The sequence below is a fragment of the Marinomonas primoryensis genome (assembly GCF_013372285.1).
Taxonomy (GTDB): Bacteria; Pseudomonadota; Gammaproteobacteria; order Pseudomonadales; family Marinomonadaceae; genus Marinomonas; species Marinomonas primoryensis.
Map to the genome: position 1 here is coordinate 17,336 of NZ_CP054301.1, position 20,662 is coordinate 37,997.

General features: G+C 44.3%; 19 protein-coding genes. 8 read left to right on the forward strand and 11 right to left on the reverse strand.

Annotated features, from left to right (window positions below):
• Nucleotides 1-510 precede the first annotated feature (510 nt).
• The 6 genes from MP3633_RS00070 (at nucleotide 511) to MP3633_RS00095 (ending at nucleotide 6,760) form a co-directional block, all read left to right on the forward strand.
• On the forward strand, nucleotides 511-1,845 hold the full coding sequence (locus tag MP3633_RS00070; protein WP_176333956.1) for a glutamine synthetase family protein: 1,335 nt from the start codon (nucleotides 511-513) through the stop codon (nucleotides 1,843-1,845).
• Between the two features lie 123 nt (nucleotides 1,846-1,968).
• Nucleotides 1,969-3,060 (forward strand): polyamine ABC transporter substrate-binding protein, encoded by a 1,092-nt coding sequence (locus MP3633_RS00075; protein WP_176333957.1) that lies wholly within the window; start codon nucleotides 1,969-1,971, stop codon nucleotides 3,058-3,060.
• 75 nt (nucleotides 3,061-3,135) lie between these two features.
• Complete coding sequence (locus MP3633_RS00080) at nucleotides 3,136-4,290, forward strand: ABC transporter ATP-binding protein (RefSeq protein ID WP_176333958.1); 1,155 nt, start codon at nucleotides 3,136-3,138, stop codon at nucleotides 4,288-4,290.
• Nucleotides 4,287-5,219 (forward strand): ABC transporter permease subunit, encoded by a 933-nt coding sequence (locus MP3633_RS00085; protein WP_112135414.1) that lies wholly within the window; start codon nucleotides 4,287-4,289, stop codon nucleotides 5,217-5,219. The genes MP3633_RS00080 and MP3633_RS00085 overlap by 4 nt, the downstream gene beginning before the upstream one ends.
• The gene (locus MP3633_RS00090) at nucleotides 5,219-6,028 is read left to right on the forward strand and encodes an ABC transporter permease subunit (RefSeq protein WP_112135412.1); all 810 of its coding nucleotides are present in this window, start codon (nucleotides 5,219-5,221) and stop codon (nucleotides 6,026-6,028) included. Before MP3633_RS00085 ends, MP3633_RS00090 begins: the two co-directional genes overlap by 1 nt.
• Before the next feature lie 27 nt (nucleotides 6,029-6,055).
• Nucleotides 6,056-6,760, forward strand: a complete 705-nt coding sequence (locus tag MP3633_RS00095; RefSeq protein ID WP_176333959.1) for a glutamine amidotransferase-related protein — start codon at nucleotides 6,056-6,058, stop codon at nucleotides 6,758-6,760.
• A 113-nt stretch (nucleotides 6,761-6,873) separates the two neighbouring features.
• Here MP3633_RS00095 and MP3633_RS00100 read toward each other — a convergent pair whose 3' ends face one another.
• Entirely contained in the window at nucleotides 6,874-7,722 is an 849-nt protein-coding gene (locus MP3633_RS00100; protein ID WP_176333960.1) for an SDR family oxidoreductase, read from the reverse strand.
• A gap of 83 nt (nucleotides 7,723-7,805) precedes the next feature.
• Here MP3633_RS00100 and MP3633_RS00105 point away from each other — a divergent pair, with 83 nt between their 5' ends.
• Nucleotides 7,806-8,231: a winged helix-turn-helix transcriptional regulator gene (locus MP3633_RS00105; RefSeq protein ID WP_176333961.1), complete on the forward strand. Its 426-nt coding sequence runs from the start codon at nucleotides 7,806-7,808 to the stop codon at nucleotides 8,229-8,231.
• A 109-nt stretch (nucleotides 8,232-8,340) separates the two neighbouring features.
• On the opposite strand, the gene MP3633_RS00110 is transcribed toward MP3633_RS00105, so the two are convergent.
• The 4 genes from MP3633_RS00110 to MP3633_RS00125 all read right to left on the reverse strand — a co-directional run bounded on the left by MP3633_RS00110 (nucleotide 8,341) and on the right by MP3633_RS00125 (nucleotide 12,374).
• Complete coding sequence (locus tag MP3633_RS00110; RefSeq protein WP_176333962.1) at nucleotides 8,341-8,478, reverse strand: ATP-binding cassette domain-containing protein; 138 nt, start codon at nucleotides 8,476-8,478, stop codon at nucleotides 8,341-8,343.
• Nucleotides 8,471-9,208 (reverse strand): siderophore ferric iron reductase, encoded by a 738-nt coding sequence (locus tag MP3633_RS00115; RefSeq protein ID WP_176333963.1) that lies wholly within the window; start codon nucleotides 9,206-9,208, stop codon nucleotides 8,471-8,473. Before MP3633_RS00115 ends, MP3633_RS00110 begins: the two co-directional genes overlap by 8 nt.
• Before the next feature lie 17 nt (nucleotides 9,209-9,225).
• Nucleotides 9,226-11,382, reverse strand: coding sequence for a TonB-dependent siderophore receptor (locus MP3633_RS00120; protein ID WP_176333964.1), 2,157 nt, complete (start codon nucleotides 11,380-11,382; stop codon nucleotides 9,226-9,228).
• 116 nt (nucleotides 11,383-11,498) lie between these two features.
• Complete coding sequence (locus MP3633_RS00125) at nucleotides 11,499-12,374, reverse strand: AraC family transcriptional regulator (RefSeq protein ID WP_176333965.1); 876 nt, start codon at nucleotides 12,372-12,374, stop codon at nucleotides 11,499-11,501.
• A gap of 274 nt (nucleotides 12,375-12,648) precedes the next feature.
• Between MP3633_RS00125 and MP3633_RS00130 the strand changes: the two genes are divergently transcribed.
• Nucleotides 12,649-13,776, forward strand: coding sequence for an MFS transporter (locus MP3633_RS00130; protein ID WP_176333966.1), 1,128 nt, complete (start codon nucleotides 12,649-12,651; stop codon nucleotides 13,774-13,776).
• Between the two features lie 52 nt (nucleotides 13,777-13,828).
• Here MP3633_RS00130 and gmhB read toward each other — a convergent pair whose 3' ends face one another.
• The 6 genes from gmhB to fmt form a co-directional block, all read right to left on the reverse strand.
• Complete coding sequence (gene gmhB, locus MP3633_RS00135) at nucleotides 13,829-14,386, reverse strand: D-glycero-beta-D-manno-heptose 1,7-bisphosphate 7-phosphatase (protein WP_176333967.1); 558 nt, start codon at nucleotides 14,384-14,386, stop codon at nucleotides 13,829-13,831.
• A gap of 38 nt (nucleotides 14,387-14,424) precedes the next feature.
• Entirely contained in the window at nucleotides 14,425-14,898 is a 474-nt protein-coding gene (gene ybaK, locus MP3633_RS00140) for a Cys-tRNA(Pro) deacylase (protein WP_176333968.1), read from the reverse strand.
• Nucleotides 14,899-14,911: 13 nt separating this feature from the next.
• Nucleotides 14,912-16,360 carry a TrkH family potassium uptake protein gene (locus MP3633_RS00145; RefSeq protein WP_176333969.1) on the reverse strand — a complete coding sequence of 483 codons (1,449 nt, stop codon included), beginning with the start codon at nucleotides 16,358-16,360 and terminating at the stop codon, nucleotides 14,912-14,914.
• Between the two features lie 124 nt (nucleotides 16,361-16,484).
• Nucleotides 16,485-17,858 carry a Trk system potassium transporter TrkA gene (trkA, locus tag MP3633_RS00150; protein ID WP_176333970.1) on the reverse strand — a complete coding sequence of 458 codons (1,374 nt, stop codon included), beginning with the start codon at nucleotides 17,856-17,858 and terminating at the stop codon, nucleotides 16,485-16,487.
• Between the two features lie 370 nt (nucleotides 17,859-18,228).
• Entirely contained in the window at nucleotides 18,229-19,587 is a 1,359-nt protein-coding gene (rsmB, locus tag MP3633_RS00155) for a 16S rRNA (cytosine(967)-C(5))-methyltransferase RsmB (RefSeq protein ID WP_176333971.1), read from the reverse strand.
• Entirely contained in the window at nucleotides 19,584-20,570 is a 987-nt protein-coding gene (fmt, locus tag MP3633_RS00160) for a methionyl-tRNA formyltransferase (RefSeq protein WP_176333972.1), read from the reverse strand. Before fmt ends, rsmB begins: the two co-directional genes overlap by 4 nt.
• Between the last annotated feature and the right edge of the window lie 92 nt (nucleotides 20,571-20,662).

Sequence of the window (20,662 nt, forward strand, 5' to 3'; positions counted from 1 at the left end):
TGAACTTGCTTTTTTTGAAACAAATATAAAATGCAAACAACAGGCTACTTTTTATTTGTGTGTGTCATTGAGATTAAATCGAATTTTTACTCGGTTTTGTTCTCGTCTTTAAAATTAAACGTCTTGCATAAAATTTCCATCGACTTTTTTATTCTTTCTGTAGTAAAAATGAATACTTAACCTGAATGATTTTTCGGCTTATGAAGATTCAAAGTGCAGAGGTGCAGACACTTTAAGTGATTCTTTATTAATACATATCAGTAAATTAGCTGAATGTGAAGAAAAGACGATATCTTTTTTAGAGTGATTTATATACAAGTGGTTTTATCTTTGCATATACCTACTCGGGGATAGTTACTCGTATCATTTGCTCGGGTTAAGGTAATTTATATCGGAAGAATTTGACTTTAATCATGTACAAACAACATTAAAATCGAATTAAAGCTCGATTATTAAGTTAATGATAGCGCCTTCTTTCACAGTTAGACTAATTACATAAGAGAACATTCTATGTCGGATATGTACGAAGGGAACAACGAGTTTGATCTGTTCATCACAGATTTAAACGGTAATCTACGCGGCAAGCGCATGCCCTCTAGTGGTTTAAAGAGCGTGATGACGCAAGGAGTAAAGCTTCCTCAATCGGTGATTGGTTTTGATCACTGGGGTGATGATGTTCTCGACAACGGCATGGTTTTCGAGACTGGTGACAGTGATGGTTTGTGCTTGGCAGTCCATCCTGAGCCCATCTCTGTACCATGGGCTGAGTCTGCTCGTGATCAAATTTTAGCCATGATGTACAACGTTGATGGCACACCATTTTACCCAGACCCACGCCAAATATTGACGCGAATTGTTAAGCGTTTTAAAGCGTTAGGTTACACGCCAGTTGTGGCAACGGAGCTTGAATTCTATTTACTAGATGGCCAGTCTGAAGCAAAGCGTCAACCTTCACCTCCTATCATAGTGGAAGGCAACGGTGTGCGTTTGAATAAAACAGATTGCTACTCCATCGAAGAAATGGATGGTCTAGAAGGCTTTTTCGCGGAAGTGCGTAGAGCATGTGAAATCCAAGGTATCCCAGCAGACACTATTATTTCTGAGTTAGGCCCAGGTCAATTCGAAATCAACATGAAACACAGTAATGATGCCGTTCAAGCGGCAGATCACGCGATTATGTTTAAGCGTTTGATCAAAGGCGTTGCACGTCAGCATGACTTCGGTGCCACTTTCATGGCGAAACCTTATGCGGATAAGAGTGGCAACGGTTTTCATGTGCATTTTAGTTTGTTGGATGAGCAAGGTATCAATGTGTTCGACAACGGTACAGATGAAGGCTCCAGTTTGTTACAACAAGCGGTTGCTGGTTTGCTGAATCACATGTCAGATTCCATGCTGGTGTTTGCGCCCCACATGAATTCCTACCGTCGTTTTCAAAATGGCGCTCACGCTCCAACATTTGCCAGCTGGGGGTATGAAAACCGTACTGTTGCAGTACGTATTCCGGAAAGTGACAATGTGGCACGTCGTATTGAACATCGCGTGTCTGGTGCAGATGCGAATCCCTACTTAGTATTGGCTGCCGTGTTAGGCGCTGCATTACATGGTATCGAAACCAAAATGTCACCGCCACAACCAATCGAAGGTGATGCGTATGCTATGTCAGAACGTTTTGAACTTTTACCAAATCGTTGGGAATTAGCCACTGAGTCTTTTGCAGACAGCGCGTTCTTACGTGATTATTTAGGTGAAGAATTTGTGCGTGTCTACGGTGCAGCGAAAGAACAAGAGCAACAAAAAATACACGGCCGTATTTCCAATGTGGAATATGAGGCCTATTTATAAAGTGCTTTGCTGATTAGAACGGCATTAGAAAATAGAGCCCGATAGAGGCTTTGCTCAAAATAAAAAATCACATCACAACTGGAACCAGTCAATGACAATTGGCTGATAATTGGAGAATCTCACATGAAACGCAATGTATTAAGTTTATTGATCGCTGGCGCAGCCTCTACGTTCGCTGTTAGCAGTTATGCAGAAGATGTTTTAAACGTTTACAACTGGTCAGACTATATGGCGCCAGGCGCTTTGGAGCAGTTTTCTAAAGAAACAGGCATCAAAGTTAACTACGATGTGTATGACAGCAACGAAGTTTTAGAAGCAAAGCTGATGGCTGGTGGTTCTGGCTACGATGTCGTCATGCCATCTAACTCGTTTTTTGAGCGTCAAGTTAAGGCGGGTGTGTATCAAGCAATCGATAAAAGCAAGCTGAGCAATTATGGCAATCTGGACCAAACTCTGGCTAAGCAAATTGAAAAACATGATGCTGGCAACCTACACAATATTCCTTACGCTTGGGGGACGATTGGTATCGGCTACAACACCAAAATGATCGAGGAACGATTGGGTACAGCGGACATCGACTCTTGGGACGTCTTATTTGATCCTAGTATCGCGGCTAAGCTGAATGATTGTGGTATCGCTGTATTAGACTCTCCAGCGGAAGTGATGTCGGTAGTCAATAATTATCGTGGTATTGATCCAAACTCAGAAGACAAAGATGAGTTGGTAGAATCCACCAAACTTATGTCTATTGCTCAAGACAACGTAAAATATTTTCACTCCAGTAAATACATTTCTGATTTAGCAAATGGCGATGTGTGTGTGGCAATTGGTTATAACGGTGATATTTTGCAATCGCAGAGTCGTGCGGAAGAAGCGGGTCAAGGTGTTGATATCAAATTTGTCATTCCTAAGGAAGGCACCTTGGTGTGGTTTGATTTAATGGCGATTCCTGCTGACGCGCCTCATCCAGAAGCGGCGCATAAATTCATCGATTTCATCCTGAAAAAAGACATTGCAGCCGCTATCTCGAATTATGTTTTCTATGCAGTACCAAACACTGCAGCGGTATCGCTTTTAGATGAAGAAGTGGCGACAAATAAAGGTGTGTACCCAACTCAAGAAGTAAAAGAAAAACTGTTTGTGCAAATTGCTCATGCTGCGCGCTTTGATCGTTTATTGACGCGTGCTTGGACTAATATTAAAACCGGTCGTTAAGCAGCCTTCTGTACGGTGGGTGGTGCCGTGAAGCACCACCCTTCTCGAATATTATCATGCTGACAGGTGTGTGTTATGTCTGTGTCTTCTGTTTCTCCTATTATAACGTCTCAATCGTTGCCTGCTTGGCGCCAAAAAGACGCTGAACCGTTTGTTCGAATTGAGCAAATAAATAAAAATTTTGGTGATTTTGCTGCTGTAAATAATGTCTCTTTGGACATTTATAAGAACGAACTATTTTGCCTATTGGGTGGGTCTGGCTCTGGTAAAAGTACCTTATTACGCATGTTAGCAGGTTTTGAATCACCTACTTCGGGGCGTATTATCATTGATGGTGTGGACATGTCTGATGTGCCGCCGTGGGAACGCCCCGTTAATATGATGTTTCAGTCTTATGCCTTGTTTCCACATTTAACCGTAGAAGCTAACGTCGCGTTTGGTCTAAAACGTGAAGGCTTACCAAGTAATGAGGTGAAAAAACGCGTAGCGGATATTCTCGATATGGTTCAGTTGGGGCATCTTGCTCGTCGTAAGCCTCATATGCTATCCGGTGGTCAGCGTCAGCGTGTGGCTTTAGCCCGATCTTTAGTGAAACGGCCTAAGCTATTATTACTGGATGAGCCTTTAGGTGCCTTGGATAAAAAGCTGCGAGAAGAAACACAATTTGAATTGATGCGCCTGCAAGAAGATCTCGGAATTACCTTTGTTGTTGTGACCCATGATCAAGAAGAGGCGATGACGCTGGCGACGCGCATTGGCGTGATGAATAACGGTGTGATTGTACAAACTGCCGAACCTCATGAAGTGTACGAGCACCCATGTAACCGTTTTGTCGCTGAATTTATTGGTAATGTAAATTTGTTTAATGGAACGGTTGTCTCTGATGAGCGAGATAGCGCAACCATTCAATGTGATGATATTAATGGTCTTATTTATTTGAACCATGGAATTAGCTGCGCACCAAATCAAGCTGTCAACGTGGCGATTCGTCCTGAAAAAATGCGTATTACTCGTGATGTACTAGATGAAAAAAATAACGCCGCTGAAGGTATTATTACCGAGGTGGCGTACATGGGCAGTCAGTCGATTTACAAAGTGCGTTTATTATCAGGTAAAGAAATCCGCATTACTCAACCCAATACACAGCGTGATACTGGTGAACGCCTGACTTGGGATGATCATGTCTATTTGTCTTGGGGTGCAGATAGCAGTGTGGTGTTAGCATCATGATAACGGCAACCACCAAAACAACACGCTCGAACCTATTGCTGCGTTTGCAAAATATTCGTTTGGGTCGCTGGCTTGTGATCTTAATGCCAATGTTGTGGCTGGCAGCGTTCTTTTTTATCCCATTTCTGGTGGTGTTCAAAATATCTCTTTCTGAAGCGATGATTGCGGTTCCGCCGTATTCTCCTTTGTTGGAGTGGGACCCAAGTAACGCTTACGCGACGCTGAAAGTAACGTTTGGTAATTATTTATTTTTGTTTGAGTCTCGCTTTTACCTAGATGCTTATCTTAGCTCCTTGCGTATTGCGGCCGTTTCTACCTTCTTCACCTTAATCATTGGTTTTCCGATTGCTTATCTCATCGCTCGTAGTGGTTCGATGGCACGTACGATATTGTTATCCTTGGTTATTTTACCTTTCTGGACATCGTTTTTATTGCGCGTTTATGCTTGGATGTCGCTGTTGAAAAAGAATGGTTTGGTCAACGACACATTGATGTCTTTAGGCTTGATTGATCAGCCATTGCAAATCCTACAAACGGATGTGGCTGTATATATTGGGATTGTTTATACCTATTTGCCGTTCATGATTCTGCCGTTATATACCACGTTAGAAAAAATGGATATAAGCCTTATTGAAGCCGCAAAAGATCTTGGGGCAAAACCTTGGCGCGCGTTCTGCCTGGTGACTTTGCCGCTGGCCAAACCTGGCATCATCGCAGGTTGTTTGTTGGTGTTTATTCCTGCGGTTGGTGAATTTGTTATTCCTTCGCTGTTAGGCGGCTCAGATACTCTTATGATTGGACGTGTACTGTGGGACGAATTCTTCCTTAATCGAGATTGGCCTTTAGCGTCTGCTGTCGCGATCATTATGCTGATCGTCTTGGTCGGCCCCATTATGTTTATGCGAAATGGCAACAAGGAGGCAATGTAATGAAAGATCATTCCTTAGCTTTAAAGTTCAGTGCAGGTTTTGGTTTCTTGTTCCTATACGCGCCAATTGTTGCTTTGATTATCTACAGTTTTAACGAGTCTAAACTGGTGACGGTATGGGGGGGATGGTCACTTAAATGGTACGTTGAACTGTTCCGTAATGAACAGATTATGAGCGCAGCGTGGGTGAGTTTAAAAATTGCGTTTATTAGCGCGACGCTTGCGTCGATACTTGGCACGGTAGCGGGATTTGTTTTGAGTCGTATGGGCAAATTTCGTGGAAAAACCATGATGGCTGGTTGGGTGACGGCACCTCTGGTGATGCCAGAAGTGATCACCGGTTTGTCACTGTTATTGCTCTTCGTAGCGATGGAGAGCCTGTTTGGTTGGCCTGCAGGTCGCGGTATGACGACGATTGTGATTGCCCATACAACTTTCTGCTTAGCGTATGTCGCGGTTGTCGTGCAATCACGTTTATCATCGATGGATGAAACGTTGGAAGAAGCGGCAATGGATCTTGGTGCAAAGCCTGTCTCCTTGTTTTTTCTGATTACTTTGCCATTGATTACACCCGCAATACTGTCTGGCTGGTTGCTGTCGTTTACCTTGTCGCTTGATGATTTAGTGATTGCTAGTTTCGTGTCTGGGCCAGGAAACTCTACATTACCTATGGTGATTTTCTCTAAAGTGCGTCTTGGTGTAACACCTGAGATTAATGCCCTAGCGACGTTAATGATATTAGTGGTTTCCATTGCTGTGATTGCGGCCATTTTTATAATGCGTCGTCAAAATCGATTTCAAAATCCATAAGCGTTGTATTTCTGAGGTAAGTTATTAATGAAAATAGGAATTCTTGCAGCGGGCATTACGCCTGATGTATTACGCTCTAAGTACCCTACTTATGCGGAAATGTTTGCTCAACAGATTGCGGCCATGGAGCCGGACTTATCGTTTGAGATATTCGATGTGCGTTTGGACGAATTTCCTGAAAGCATAGATTGCTGTGACGCTTGGTTGATTACAGGCTCTAAATCTGATGCTTATGGAGATGACCCATGGATCACGCGTCTGTGTGAGTTTATTCGTGAAGTGGATGCCAAAAACAAAGTACTGGTTGGTATTTGTTTTGGCCATCAAGTTATTGCCCGAGCATTAGGCGGGCGTGTGGCCAAATTTGATGGTGGTTGGGGCGTCGGCGTTCACCACTACCAAGTAGCAGATAATGTCGCGACACCTTTGGGCCGTAAAGACATTGCATTTTGTGCATTTCATCAAGACCAAGTGTTGGAAAAGCCTGAAAAAATGACAAGTTTTCTTAGTAGTGATTTTTGCCAACATGCTGGCTTAATCTACAAAGATCGAATTTTAACTTTCCAAGGGCATCCGGAGTTTTCTAAGGCTTACGAAAAAGAATTGCTTGATCTATACGACGGCGTCACTCTCACACCAGCGGTCGCTGCGAAAGCACGTCAAACCGTTGCGCAAGAAGGAATAGATAATCAGCAACTGATGGCGTGGATTGGAACATTCTTGAAAGGATAGTGTTTACATAACCCCTAATGAGCAATCCCCAGTAGCGTTTACACCAATAAGGCGCACCCGTAAATGGATGCGCCTTATGTAAAATTTGTGTCCCTTTCTTTTCTTAATACGGCTTACAGCGCCGCTTTGATACTGTCTTCAATGGATGTTGTAGGGCGTCCAATCAGTGTCGACAGATCTTTGCTGTCGTTAAATAAGGCACCCTTTGACGCGCCGACATCAGAATCCGCTAATATGCCAGCAAAGCCTTCGGGTAAGCCCATGCCGACTAAAGCCTTGGTGTACTCTGCTACTGGAAGGTTTTGATAAATCACGGCTTTGCCGCTGAGATGACTGATTGCTTGAGCGTATTCACTAAGAGTGAACGCATTGTTCCCTGCTAATTCGTATACTTTACCAGCTTGATTGTCACGGGTTAGCACGACAGCCGCCGCGGCAGCGTAGTCTGCTCGTGCTGCCGCAGAAATTTTGCCTTCACCTGCACTGCCTTGTACCGCACCGTGCTCAAGTGCCATACCGATTGTTCCCGTGTAGTTTTCAGAGTACCAGCCGTTGCGAAGCAATACATGCGGCACGCCAGATTCCGCTAATAGCTTTTCTGTCGCTGCGTGTTCTTCTGCCAAGATAAGTGACGAGGTATCTGCTTTTAAAATGCTGGTGTAAGCAATGAGAGAAACGCCTGCGGCCTTTGCCGCCTCGATGACATTTTTATGTTGAATTTCACGTTGACCGACTTCGCTAGAGGAAATGAGCAGTATTTTTTCTACGTTAGCGAACGCCGTCACCAAGGTATCTGGTTGAGTGTAATCTGCTTGGCGAATATGTACGCCTTGCTCGGCTAGGTCTTTTACACTGTCGATATTACGAACGGCTGCAACAATGTTGCTGGCGGCTGTTTTTTCTAATAAAGATTCAATTACCAAACGGCCAAGTTGACCTGATGCACCTGTTACTAAAATCATGGTTCTCTCCTTTGAGTTTTAAGTTGATGAGAGTAGAATAAATCACTAACAAACTTTTAGTAAGTACATACAAAAAGGTAAGTATGAAGAAAAATCATTTAAGTGAAGATCAACGAGAAAAGTCCGGATTATCAGCGCATTTTGAAAGAGGCAATGTATTTTCTGATCAGTGCCCTTCTCGGGATGTGTTGAAGCATGTGACGAGCCGTTGGGCTGTGTTGGTTTTACTGGCATTAAAAGGCGGTGAAACACATCGCTTTAGTGAACTGCGTCGTACCATTAATGGCGTTAGTGAGAAGATGCTTGCACAGACTCTGCAAGCGCTAGAGCAAGATGGTTTTGTATTGCGAGTGGCTTATCCTGTGGTACCGCCTCATGTGGAGTACAGCTTGACTGAGAGTGGTATGCAAGTGGCCGAACACGTGGTCGGATTAGCTGATTGGATTGAAGATAACATTTCTACTATTTTAGAAACTCAATCTCGGCACATTGAAAAAATCAGTGTATAAGCTGTCTTGCTTAGCGGTTTAAAAGGTGTAAATAGGAAGTGAGTACTTACATATAGTTACTTTTCATAACTTTTTATAACATCTTCTATCCTTTGTTCTTAAAAGGGCTCTATGCCAGACATTGCATCAAAGTGGTTTTGCCTGAGCCGTTATGTCCAAGGATGACACACACTTTATCACTAGGAAGTTGAAGATTCAGAATCTGTCGTTGGCTTCGTTCAACACAAACGTGTGTTAATTCAAACATGTGACTCCTTGTTTTTTTTCTCTTGTTTGGCTTTATGGCCACGAGGACAATCTGCGCAGAGTTCACCATCATCACGGCGAAAATGAAGGCAACAGGTACGACGAGTAAAAATGATTTTGCCTGTGTCCTGTTTTAAACGATTTAATATATCTGTCGGCAAATCTAGATACCTTGCCCACAATTGATATTCATTTTGAATATCAAAAAGGCTTGCCGATGCTCCAACGGCTGTCACCATGGTCGTCATAATCTGGTCGGCTAACAATGCTTGATACAAAGCTTGTCGTCCACCAAATTGATTGAGGTGGGCGGTTTGTAAGGCATCAAATAATGTTTTGAGTTGTTCAGCGGTGTGTTTCACTAAGGCTTCATGTTCACCTGCTAACCACTCTCCATCGGGTAAAGCATAGCCAGCCACATAAGCTTGCTGCTGAGTTTGATGCAATCGTCCTAAACTGTTTGGAATACGTTTTAGGTGATAGACGCAAATCAACGCCAAATAAATCGGTTGCCAGCAGCTTAATCCCCATGACCTTATGCGCCAATAAGGCGCACCCGCTTCCGGATGCGCCTTTTGTAAAGTGAAGTGCAAATTCGCTAAGAAAGGTTCTGCACAAGCCGCAGATAAAAGGCTGGGATCTTCTTCTAAGCCAGCATCTAGCTCAACACCTTGTAAAGGCGCTAGATACTGTTTGCTCTCCAAAAAAAGACGGCTTAAATGTTTCCTCATCTTATTTACTCAACATGTTAGAACGCATAACGAGCGCTGACTTCGAAAGATCGCTGGTCGCCAAACCAACAATTAGATTCGTCATAACAACTGTAATAGGTTTCATCCAGCACATTTGATACGGCCAATTTAACGCTGGCCCCTTTCCATTGAGGAGACAACATGGCTAAGTCATAACCAATGGAGAGATCCACTAATGTGAAGGATGGTACCGTGTTGGAGTTCGCTGCGTTCAATTGCATTTTTCCGACATAACGAACGCCAGTACCAAAGGATGCACCAGCCAACGCGCCTTGCTGTGGCGCATAGGTTAACCAAGTATTCAACTGTTGCTCTGGCACCCAAATGGGTGTGTTGTCTTGGATTCCGCTGTTGTCTTTGGTGACTTCCACATCTTGTCGTGTGTAAGCGGTTTTGATACTGACATCGCGAGTGATGGCTTGTTGAAGCTCTAGCTCGATGCCCCGTGAGCGGACCTCACCGACTTGAATCTTGTCGTAGGCGGAGCCATTTGGGTCGCGTGTTAATACTTTGCTCTTGGTAATTTCAAAAGCGGTTGCGCTGGCGATTACGTTATGACGTTTGTATTTTAGTCCTGCTTCCCATTGGTCCGCGGTGGAGGTATCAAATGTATTGCCATTACGATCTGCTCCTGTGATGGGTTCAAAGCTTTGCGCATAGCTTACAAACGGAGCAATACCATTATCAAATTCGTATAGTGCGCCGATTCTCCCACTGAATTGGCTTTGGTCTACTTTGGTGTTTGTTTTGCTGCCATATTTGAGACCTTTTTCTGTTGCTTTAAAGCTGTCGTAACGTCCGCCTGCAATGAACACCCATTGGTCGAAGCGTATTTGATCTTGTAGGTAGAAGCCGAGTTGTTCCTTTTCGATAGTAAAGTCACTGCTGTAACCAGAGGCGGCAAAGTTGAGATTGTTTTTTACTATCTGATGGTGGTTTGGGTTATAAAGATCGATGCTTGGCGCTACGGCGTCTTCATATTCAATATCGGACGTGAGTGTTAAGTAGTCCACACCGACCAATACATTATGCTCAGTATTGCCAATATCAAACACACCAGAGAATTGGTTATCGACATTCAAACCAGTAGAGGCTTCATCGGTGAGGTATGCTCGACGATTTAATGTTCTTTCATCGCTGTCTAAACTTGTTGAATAGGTATTTTCTTGAGCGGCTTTTGCCGTTGTAAATCGGGTATTTTGTAAAAAGCGCCACGTGTTATTTATTGTATGATCAAGTTTGTAACCCAGTAACAGCACGTCACGGTCATAGGTTTCCCAGTTTGCATCGCCTGCGTAACTATCGGAGGATAATTTGCCGTTGATATTGTCGTAGACAGTACCTTTCGAAGGCAATGCGGAATAGACGCCCATGCTTGGGTCTTGTTGGTAATACATATTCAAGTTCAGTTGTGTATCGTCGCTTATTTTAAGATCAAGAGACGGTGCAATCATGATGCGTTTTTCGTCCGAGGTCACCGCTTGCCCTTCTTTCTCGCGAATTAAAGCCACGACACGGTAGTTCATCCGTTCATTCAATGCGCCCGTTGAATCGATGGAGACATCGCGTTTCTTATCGCTGCCTAATGCTACTTCGACGATGCTTTGATCGGTCGATTGTGGTGCTTTACTGATCAGGTTCACCATGCCGCCTGGTGGCATGGCACCGTACAGTGTGGATGTTGGTCCTTTAAACACTTCTATTTGTTCTACGGCCGCCATGTCAATTTGTGGTTGTAAGTTCCAATCGTTATAGAGCAACTGCAGGCCATCATAGTACGCTTTGTCATTTTGGAACCCACGGATATTAAACAGGTCTAGGCGCGTTACGGCACCACCTCGTAATTCGGTATTAATCCCCGAAGAATAACGCACCGCTTCCGCAACCGTTTCGATACCGCGCTGTTCTAAGCTGTCCGCATCGATAATAGAAATGGCTTGAGGTGTTTCTTCTGGGTCTAATTGCGTTTTGGTTGCTGTGTTGCGATAAGTCTGCCCTTTTACTTCTAAGGTACTTAACTGATCCTCATTAAGAGAGATTGCTTTATCTGTGCCTATTGTTGAATCTGTCATATTCGCTGCTAACGAATAAGTCGACGCGCTTGTGATCGCCAAGGCCAGTAATGTGGGAGGAAAGGACAAAGCCGTTTTCATTTTAACTCCGAGGATTGAATAAGTTTATATTTGAGAATGACTATCATTCTATTTATTTCTCAAAGAAAAACTTAACTTTTTGGTGCATCTTTACGTAATCGGCTGTTTTGTTGTCTCTATCTTGGCTTAATCGGCAACCAATATTCCATGTAGCTTTGGGAGCTTTTAGGGTCGTAATGGGGGTCATAAACTTCTAATTCGTAGCCTGAAATCCCATCGTAATCGGACTCTGGAAGCCAGCGATGGATAAACCACTCAACGGCTTGTTCAACCGCGGCTACTTTGCCATGAACGGGAATCACGGCGTATTCTTGCGACGGCACGTCAATGGTGTCATAAGTGTTTTTAGGTTGGCCTAAATACCCTGCCCAGTAACACATTTGGTCTGGGTTTTGAGGGTGGTAATGTGTGTCTATGATGCCGATGGGTTGAGCAGTAGGAGCGAAATATTCGTTTTTTGTATCTATGGTTTTCCAAAGCTGTGGAACACGCTCTATAAAATCTGGTGTCGAAGAAAATGGTCCGTGTATCCAGCCATGCACACCATTAAGTTGGAAAGCATCGCGGCTTTCGATTCGAATCTGAGTAAAGGCTTTTGGTTTATCACCAGCAAGCGTTTTTTCTGTCCGGTATTGTAAGGGTGTGCGCAGACCTTGGCGCTTTCCTCTTAGGCGGTATTCACGAGGCGTGCAGTTAAACATATTTTTGAAAGCGCGACTGAAGCTAATTTCAGAATCAAAGCCACACAATATGGCAATGTCTATATGCCTTTTTGGGCTCGAAAGTAATAACTCTGCGGCTTTGCTTAAACGTATCTCTCTTATGTATTGCGCGACGGTGAGCCCTGTTGCCTCACCAAAGACTCGTTGAAATTGCCAGCGAGACCAACAGCTTTTTTCAGCCAGACTTGCGACATGAATAGATTCATCCAAATGCTCATGAATGTAGTCTAAAACTTTTTCAATGCGAGTGAGTTTGTGTTGCAGAGGCATAATGTTCAAATATATAAATAATAATGATTATCATCCAATTAATGCATCATTGCCAATGCTTGTGTATCAATATGGCTATCATTTTCATAAAGCATTGTTTGACGCTAAATTAGCTTGTCGAGGTAATAGAGCTATTTTCAATGGGTGTCTATTAATTAATCAAGTTGCATGATTAAATAAAATTACGCTCGTTTATTCTGACGGGTTCGAATTCTTAACCGCTTCCTAGGTTCATTAGGTTGTTTCAACTCCAAATAATAATATGGATTCAGCTATGAAAGAATTAGCGCGTACCGCTACTTACTGCTCGATGTTTGTGGCTGCGGGTGCTGTGAGCGGAATACTTGGCCCAAGTCTTATTTACCTTGCTGATTTGATTCATGCTTCAGTGGCTGAAATCTCAGTCGTCTTTGGTGCACGAGCCATCGGTAATATTCTCGGCGCTTTGTTGGCAGGCCGCATGTTTGATCGCTGGCAAGGTCATCATTACTTGATCCTTATGTTGGCACTGGTCATTGTTGGACTGGTATTGGTGCCCTTTTCTATTAATTTGCCGATGTTGGTGGCTTTATTCTTTTTGCTTGGCGCCGCGGAAGTCTCCGTCAATGCGGGTGGCAACATGATGATGCTGTGGCTACACAAAGAAAAAGTGGGTTCTTATGTGACCGTGCTTCATCTTTGTTACAGCACAGGCTGCATGATTGCGCCTTTAGTGTTGGTTTTCAGTGAGTGGATGGGCCAAAATTATGGCGTCGGTTATTGGTTGTTGGCGTTGTATGCTCTGCTACTGCCCTTCTTATTATGGCGTCAACCGAGTCCACGTTTTCAAGCTCGTGAGAGCGAAGTGGTACCGGAAGCCAGACAGAAAGCGACGTTTCTGGCTTTTTTAACAGTGATCTTTGTGTATGTGGGTTTTGAGATCACGATCGCGGGCTGGATCAGTACCTATGGTATTTTGATGGGCGAAGGCCAAAACCAAGCGGCGGTACTGGTGTCTTGGTTTTACGTGAGCTTGTCGCTTGGGCGTTTAGTGTCTGTGCCGTTATTACGCTGGATACCGTTACAGCATGGTTTATATGGGCTGATCTTTTTTAGCATTATTGGTTCTGTACTTATGTTTGCTTTCCCTGATCTTTCTCTTGTTATTGTTGCCCTTTGGTTAGGCCTTGGGTGTTCTGCGATCTTCCCCATGTTGTTTGCCTACGCCAGCAGCATTATGTCTTTGAATGGAAAACGAACGGGATTGATTTTTGTATGCTGCGGATTAGGTGCGTTGGTTGCGCCTTCATTGACCGGTCCCATTATTGATGCTTTTAGTGTGTCAGCCTTTCCCGTGGTGTTGATTGTGTTGGCGTTACTGATGTGGGTAAGCTTTCGTCGTTTAGAAAAAATGACCACTTAGGAAAGCTTAAATGTAAACAAGAGTAAGTGTTCACTTACTCTTGTTTACATTGTTATTGGTACTTGTGAAGTGTAGCAATGGTGAAAGCAGCCAGATCGGTATAAATGTCGAAGTAGAAATCGATGCTCTTATATTGCGTCTCACGGCCTTTTCCAGTCAATACTAATACTGGCGAACAACCGCGTAAATTTCCTGCCTGAAGGTCTCTCAGAGAGTCTCCAACCATAATCGCTGGGCAGTCTTCGAAAGAGACACCGAGCTGTTTTTCAATATTTTCAATCATGCCGCTTTTGGGTTTTCGACAAGTGCAGTTATCGTCTGGACCATGAGGACAATATTGAATGCCTGAAATGGTACCGCCCTCTGCTTCGACCAGTGCGGTCATTTTATCGTGCATGGCATGCAGTGTTGTTTCGTTGTAATAACCACGCGCAATGCCAGATTGATTGGTGACAACAAACACTTTAAAGCCTGCTTTTGACAATGCGGCAATGGATTTAATACTGCCGGATAGGGGCTGCCATTCGTCAACAGATTTGACGTAGGCATCAGAGTCTTGATTGATGACGCCGTCTCGGTCTAACAAAATGATGGGTTTAGGTTGCGTCATGAAAATACCTTAATGATGAATCTAGAGAATGAGTGTGGCTATTTGCGTTCACCGATATCAGCGAAGTTGGCGTTGCGACAAGCAAGGCCAAGGTCACGTGGCGCGAGCCCAATATCCAAACCTCGCTGTCCGCCGCTGACGTAAATTTTTTCAAAAGCCTGAGCACTTTGATCAATGCATGTCACAAGGCTTTTCTTTTGTCCGATTGGGCTGATGCCGCCGATCAAATATCCCGTCAGTCGTTCGGCTTCTTTGGCGTCGGCCATGCGCAGCTTTTTCACCTTAAGTGCTGCGGCGGCACGTTTTAAATTCAACGTGCCAGTCACCGGCACAATGGCGACAAAAAATTGTTTATCGTCACTGACTAACAAGGTTTTGAAGACACCAGCAGGATCAAGGTTTAGCTTTTGAGCGGCCTCTTCGCCAAAGTTAGAGCAATCTCGATCGTGTTCATATTCATGGATACTGAACTCGATCTTTTGTTTCTTTAATTGGTTAATAGCCGGTGTCACCTTTGCTTTGCCTCTACTTTTGCCAAAACATTGGCGTGAACAAAACCAATAGGGTGAAGACTTCTAATCGGCCAAGCAGCATAGAGAAACACAACATCCATTTTGCTGGATCACCAATATTAGTATAGCTGGCCGCTACATCGCCTAACCCCGGACCAAGGTTGTTTAGTGTCGCTGCTACCGCTGACCACGCCGTTACTTGGTCCAACCCTGTCGCCATCAAGCCAATCATTAAGACAATATAAACCAGCAAATACGCAGAGAAGAATCCCCATACGGCCGACACGACTCTTTCTTGAATCGCCTTGCCGCCGACTTTAACGGGGATAACCGCATTAGGGTGTATCAGACGTTGTATCTCACGGATGCCTTGTTTGAGGATCAATAGAATACGAATAACCTTCATACCGCCGCCAGTCGAACTGGCACAGCCGCCGACAAATGAGGTGACGATTAATAAGAAGGGCAAAAAGTGTGGCCAGCTAGAAAAGTCTGACGTGCCGAAGCCGGAGGTGGTCGCGATAGACACACTTTCGAACACCGCATAACGCAGTGACGTGTCCCAGTCATAAGTCGACGTCATGGCCAGTACCAGAGTGGAAAGAATGACAGTGCTGGAAAGAATCAATAGAAAGAAACGTGCTTCAGGGTCTTTGAAATAGTGCCATACGCTCTTGTGACGCCAAGCGTAAAAATGCAAAGCAAAGTTGAAGGCCGACACAATCATAAAGAAGGTACAAATCATCTCGATCGCGACACTGTTGAAGTAGCCAATGCTGTCGTCGTGAGTCGAGAAGCCGCCAATGGCTACGGTCGAGAAGCTGTGACAAATGGCGTCAAATAAGCTCATACCAGCGATCCAATAGCCTAAAGCACAAACACCCGTTAGCGTCGCGTAGATGTACCAAAGCGCTTTGGCTGTTTCGGCAATGCGTGGCGTTAGCTTGGTATCTTTTACCGGTCCTGGTGTTTCTGCACGATACAGCTGCATACCACCGATGCCTAACATTGGCATAATGGCTACGGCTAATACGATGATCCCCATGCCGCCTAACCAAGTGAGTAGCTGTCGATAAAACAGAATAGACTGCGGAAGATCGTCGATGCCCGTGAGTATGGTTGCCCCGGTTGTCGTGAGCCCTGAAATGGATTCAAACAAGGCATCGGTAAAGCTCAGATCTGGATTTTCTGCTAAGAAAAAAGGCACAGAACCAAATAACCCCAGTACGGTCCAGAAGAGGACGGTTACTAAGAAACCGTCGCGAATTTTTAATTCACCACGCTCGTTACGAACTGGGAACCATAAAAGAAAGCCGCCTAATAAATTCACGCCAAACGCATAAAGAAACGCATTAAGTGCACCATCAGAATAAATCAGAGAAACGATAATGGGCGGGATCAGCGAGACACTGAATACCATTACCAATAATCCAATGACACGTAAAATGACACTAAAATGCATACTTACTTCCTAGAACCTGATTTTTCATTTATCAGGCCATTGTTAAAAATTCTGGCGATAACCGTACTTGGCTTTTTACTGGCATTACTTTTTGTCTTATTTTTTTGCTCTAACAAGAGTCTCATTAAAAGAAACTTAAACCCACTTGAAAGAGCTGCTCTACCGCTGGAATTTGTTTTTTATTGGTCACAAAGATGATCACGTGGTCTTCTGCTTGTATAACCAATTCGCTGGTGGCGACGATCATATCGTCTTGGCGAACGATGGCGCCGATTGTTGCACCTTCAGGCAAGTTCAAATTAGCGATGCTTCGGCCGACTACTTTTGAGGAACGATAATCCCCGTGCGCTACCGCTTCTAATGCTTCTGCTGCGCCTTTTCGCATCGAGTGAACATTCACCACGTCACCGCGTCGAATATAGCTTAATAGAGAACTGATAGTGGTTTGTTGAGGCGAGATGGCAATGTCGATCATGCCTTCTTGCACGATATCGACATAAGCAGGATTGTTGATAATCGTCATAACGGTACGAACGCCCAACACTTTCGCCAGCATGGACGACATGATATTTGCTTCATCATTGTTGGTCAGCGCACAGAACACGTCGGTGGATTCGATATTTTCTTCAAGCAGCAACTCTTGTCTCGACGCATCACCATTTAGAACAATCGTATTGTCCAAGGTCTCGGACAAATAACGGCAGCGCTCAGGGTCTCGTTCGATGATTTTGACGCGATATTCTTTTTCGAGACTTTGTGCCAAACGCTCACCTATGTTGCCACCGCCCGCAATAATAATGCGTCGATAAGGTACGTCCAACGGACGCAGTTCACTCATTACATCCAGTACGTCCCGTTGAGCCGTCAGGAAAAAGACTTCGTCGTTGGCTCGAATATAGGTATTGCCATCAGGTGAAATGGATTTCCCATCACGATAAATTGCCGCGATACGTGTTTGAATTGATGGCATGTGCTCTTTCAAAAAACTGATGGGTTGGTCGATTAAAGCCCCCCCTTTTTCAGCCTTAACAACGACGAGTTGTACTCTGCCTTCGGCAAACTCCATAACCTGCAAAGCGCCGGGGTAGCGAATCAATCTGCTCAGGTGTTTCGTCACCTCTTTTTCAGGGCTGATTCGAACGTCCATAGGTAAGGCTTGATCGCTAAATAGCTCTGGGTATTTGGCATAAGCGCTTGAACGTATGCGGCCGATCTTAGTGGGCGTCTTAAATAAGGTATGAGCGACCTGACAAGCGACCATATTGGTTTCATCTTGGTTGCTCACCGCGATCAGCATGTCGGCATCATTGCAGCCGGCTTGCTCTAATACATCTGGGTGTGAGCCACTGCCTTCCACCGTTTGAATGTCGAGACGATCTTGCAATTCTCTAAGGCGGGCTAAATCTGTATCAATGACGGTAATATCGTTATCTTCACTTGCTAGGTTTTCTGCAAGTGTGGCGCCTACTTGGCCCGCACCTATAATGATGATTTTCATAGTCTGCCTTAGAGCGTTATTGGTTTTTGGCTCTTTGTTTAGTTTGTTTATTCAATTGTCAAAGTGAGTCGTGATGCCTGATCAAGCGTACATATTTTTACTTTAATGACGTAGTGCAAGTTTACCCACATAAAGACAATTATTTAACTTGAACTTGAGAAATACTCGTAATTAATTTTGCTGAGTTTTTAATTAAGCTTCTTTATTAGTTTGAGCGTTATGAAACAGTGGAAACAACCTATTAGGCCCGTATTAAACTAGAGGGCGTAGCGTAAAAAAAGCCCAGTCAACTGTGTTTCATGTGAAACAATTGATTGGGCTTTTTTGAAAGTTGCTTATGTATTATAGGTTTATATGGTTCAACCTGTGCCTATATTTTTTTAAGCAGACAATAATAGAATCCATCGTGACTTTCTAAGCTAGGAAATAGCTGACGACCGTGACTGACTGGAATCCCCCACTCTAGTGCGAAGTCAGCTGCTAGCGTGTTTAATGGAACGTCTGTCGCGTCTTTTTGGTTTTCAAGAAAACGCTGAATTTGTAGCTCATTCTCTTCTGGCATTAAAGAGCATGTTGCGTACAACATAAAACCGCCTGGTTTTAGTGTCGTCCAAACACTGTCCAGAATTTCACGCTGAATGCTAACCATCTCATCAATGTCTGCGGGTTTGCGATTGATCTTAATGTCTGGGTTACGACGAATCACACCGGTAGCAGAACAAGGTACATCCAACAAAATCTTGTCGAAATGTTCGCCGTCCCACCAAGTGTCTAATTCAGCCGCATCGGCACAAATCAGTTTTGCGGAATAGCTAAGGCGCTCAAGGTTGGATTCGATTTTTTCCATACGCCAAGGTTCAAGTTCCACTGCAGTCAGTTCGACGTTGTCGGTTTTTTCTAGCAAGTGTCCTGTTTTACCACCTGGTGCTGCGCACGCATCGAGTATTTTATCTCCGGCTTGTGGTGACAATATATATGCAGAAAGTTGTGCGGCTTCATCTTGAACGCTAACAAAACCGTCTTCGAAATTAGGTAACTCTGTAACGCGAACTGCATTTCTTAGGTACAACGCGCCGCTTGAAAACTCACCCTCTGTTGATTTTATCCCTTTTTCCATCAGCGTCGCTTTGTATGTTTCACGTGAAACTCGGCTCTCATTCACCCGTATACACATTGGTGGGTGCGTGTTGCTTGCTTCTATGATTTCTTCAAGCTGATCTGGCCAATGTTTGTTAAGACGCTTAACCAGCCATTTGGGATGGTTGTATTCAATGGATGGCATTGCTTCTAATAGTTCAACAATGTCGTCGGCCTCACGTTGATAGCGACGTAGGACTGCGTTCATTAGTTTGGTTGCCCAATCTTTATTAAGCAGTCTACATGCTTCAACCGATTCGTTAACCGCTGCATGGTCAGGTGTGTTCATGTAGGTTAACTGATACAAACCTAAAAGCAGCGTTGCGTATAAATCTGTGTCCTTTTCTTCAAAAGGGTGTTCTAACAAATGTAATGCGATGCTGTTCAGTTTTGGATACTGACGGCAAACACCGAAACACAGCTCCTTTAAAAGAGGAATGTGTTCGCTGGCGACATCCAATTGATGGCGAGCGAGTTGCGTGCTGAGCGATCCTTGCTGAAGTAAAATATTGCTGATTACTTCAATCGCCACTTGGCGGGCGCTGTGCTGAATAGACGTTGTGTCTGATGACATAGTGTTTTTTTGACTCATAATGGTTGCTCGATAAGGCCAAGGCGTTGGCCAATTTCTAATGCCGCTTTGTGTTTTCCATTGAGCGCATCTTGAATTTTTATGCGCTTGCCGCCGGCAAATTGAATGTCTGTGATCAGGATAGAACCCTGCCCTGTGGCCACGATTATCCCTTCTTTACTGACAACTAAAATATCGCCAGGCGTGGACGCTTCATCGCTGACGCTTGCAATGTGCGCGGCATGAATTTTCATCACGCCCGCAAGACTGTTGGTATAAGCCACAGGCCAAGGCGATAAACCACGAATTTGACGCTCAATCAATTCTGCCGACGCAGACCAGTTTATGTTCGCTTCTTGCTTGGTGAGTTTTGCGGCGTAGCTCGTCAGGCTGTCGTCCTGTACTTCTGGTACGAGTGTATTTGCCTTCAGCATTTCCAATGCTTCGATTAAGGCGTCGCCTCCGATCATAGCTAAACGGTCATGCAAGGTTGCTGAGGTGTCTGTTGGTTTTATATCGCAAAGCGCTTTTAACAGCATGTCACCCGTGTCTAAACCAACGTCCATTTGCATGATGGTGATGCCCGTTTCGCCATCACCTGCTATCAAGGCTCGATGAATCGGTGCGGCACCGCGCCAGCGTGGTAACAATGAAGCATGTACATTTATGCAGCCCAGCTTGGGCGTATCCAATACGGCTTTTGGCAAGATGATACCGTAAGCGGCAACAATCATGAGGTCAGCGTTAAGCTCAACCAGTTGCGCTTTATCTTCATCTAGTTTGAAATTCAGCGGCTGAAAAACAGGAATGTTATTGGTCAGTGCCAGTTGCTTTACAGGGCTTTGTACTAGCTTTTGGCCACGACCCGCTGGACGATCTGGTTGGGTATAAACGCCAACTACTTCATACTTGTTCGTGGTTTTTTTTTCAAGTATAGCCTGTAGACTGGCGGCGGCGAATTCAGGTGTGCCGGCAAAAACAATACGCAATGGTGATGTTGGCATAAAGGTTCCTTAACAAAAAATCAGGCCAAAGCCTGATTTTTAAAATACTTGTATCAATGATCTAGACGTTCAAAAGGTCTAATCGTGCCTAA

What these genes read in the sequence shown, in the direction of transcription:
- MP3633_RS00070 (WP_176333956.1), top strand. Translation starts at nt 511, where the DNA reads ATGTCGGATATGTACGAAGGGAACAACGAGTTTGATCTGTTCATCACA.
- MP3633_RS00075 (WP_176333957.1), top strand. Translation starts at nt 1,969, where the DNA reads ATGAAACGCAATGTATTAAGTTTATTGATCGCTGGCGCAGCCTCTACG.
- MP3633_RS00080 (WP_176333958.1), top strand. Translation starts at nt 3,136, where the DNA reads ATGTCTGTGTCTTCTGTTTCTCCTATTATAACGTCTCAATCGTTGCCT.
- MP3633_RS00085 (WP_112135414.1), top strand. Translation starts at nt 4,287, where the DNA reads ATGATAACGGCAACCACCAAAACAACACGCTCGAACCTATTGCTGCGT.
- MP3633_RS00090 (WP_112135412.1), top strand. Translation starts at nt 5,219, where the DNA reads ATGAAAGATCATTCCTTAGCTTTAAAGTTCAGTGCAGGTTTTGGTTTC.
- MP3633_RS00095 (WP_176333959.1), top strand. Translation starts at nt 6,056, where the DNA reads ATGAAAATAGGAATTCTTGCAGCGGGCATTACGCCTGATGTATTACGC.
- MP3633_RS00100 (WP_176333960.1), bottom strand. Translation starts at nt 7,722, where the DNA reads ATGATTTTAGTAACAGGTGCATCAGGTCAACTTGGCCGTTTGGTAATT.
- MP3633_RS00105 (WP_176333961.1), top strand. Translation starts at nt 7,806, where the DNA reads ATGAAGAAAAATCATTTAAGTGAAGATCAACGAGAAAAGTCCGGATTA.
- MP3633_RS00110 (WP_176333962.1), bottom strand. Translation starts at nt 8,478, where the DNA reads ATGTTTGAATTAACACACGTTTGTGTTGAACGAAGCCAACGACAGATT.
- MP3633_RS00115 (WP_176333963.1), bottom strand. Translation starts at nt 9,208, where the DNA reads ATGAGGAAACATTTAAGCCGTCTTTTTTTGGAGAGCAAACAGTATCTA.
- MP3633_RS00120 (WP_176333964.1), bottom strand. Translation starts at nt 11,382, where the DNA reads ATGAAAACGGCTTTGTCCTTTCCTCCCACATTACTGGCCTTGGCGATC.
- MP3633_RS00125 (WP_176333965.1), bottom strand. Translation starts at nt 12,374, where the DNA reads ATGCCTCTGCAACACAAACTCACTCGCATTGAAAAAGTTTTAGACTAC.
- MP3633_RS00130 (WP_176333966.1), top strand. Translation starts at nt 12,649, where the DNA reads ATGAAAGAATTAGCGCGTACCGCTACTTACTGCTCGATGTTTGTGGCT.
- gmhB (WP_176333967.1), bottom strand. Translation starts at nt 14,386, where the DNA reads ATGACGCAACCTAAACCCATCATTTTGTTAGACCGAGACGGCGTCATC.
- MP3633_RS00145 (WP_176333969.1), bottom strand. Translation starts at nt 16,360, where the DNA reads ATGCATTTTAGTGTCATTTTACGTGTCATTGGATTATTGGTAATGGTA.
- trkA (WP_176333970.1), bottom strand. Translation starts at nt 17,858, where the DNA reads ATGAAAATCATCATTATAGGTGCGGGCCAAGTAGGCGCCACACTTGCA.
- rsmB (WP_176333971.1), bottom strand. Translation starts at nt 19,587, where the DNA reads ATGAGTCAAAAAAACACTATGTCATCAGACACAACGTCTATTCAGCAC.
- fmt (WP_176333972.1), bottom strand. Translation starts at nt 20,570, where the DNA reads ATGCCAACATCACCATTGCGTATTGTTTTTGCCGGCACACCTGAATTC.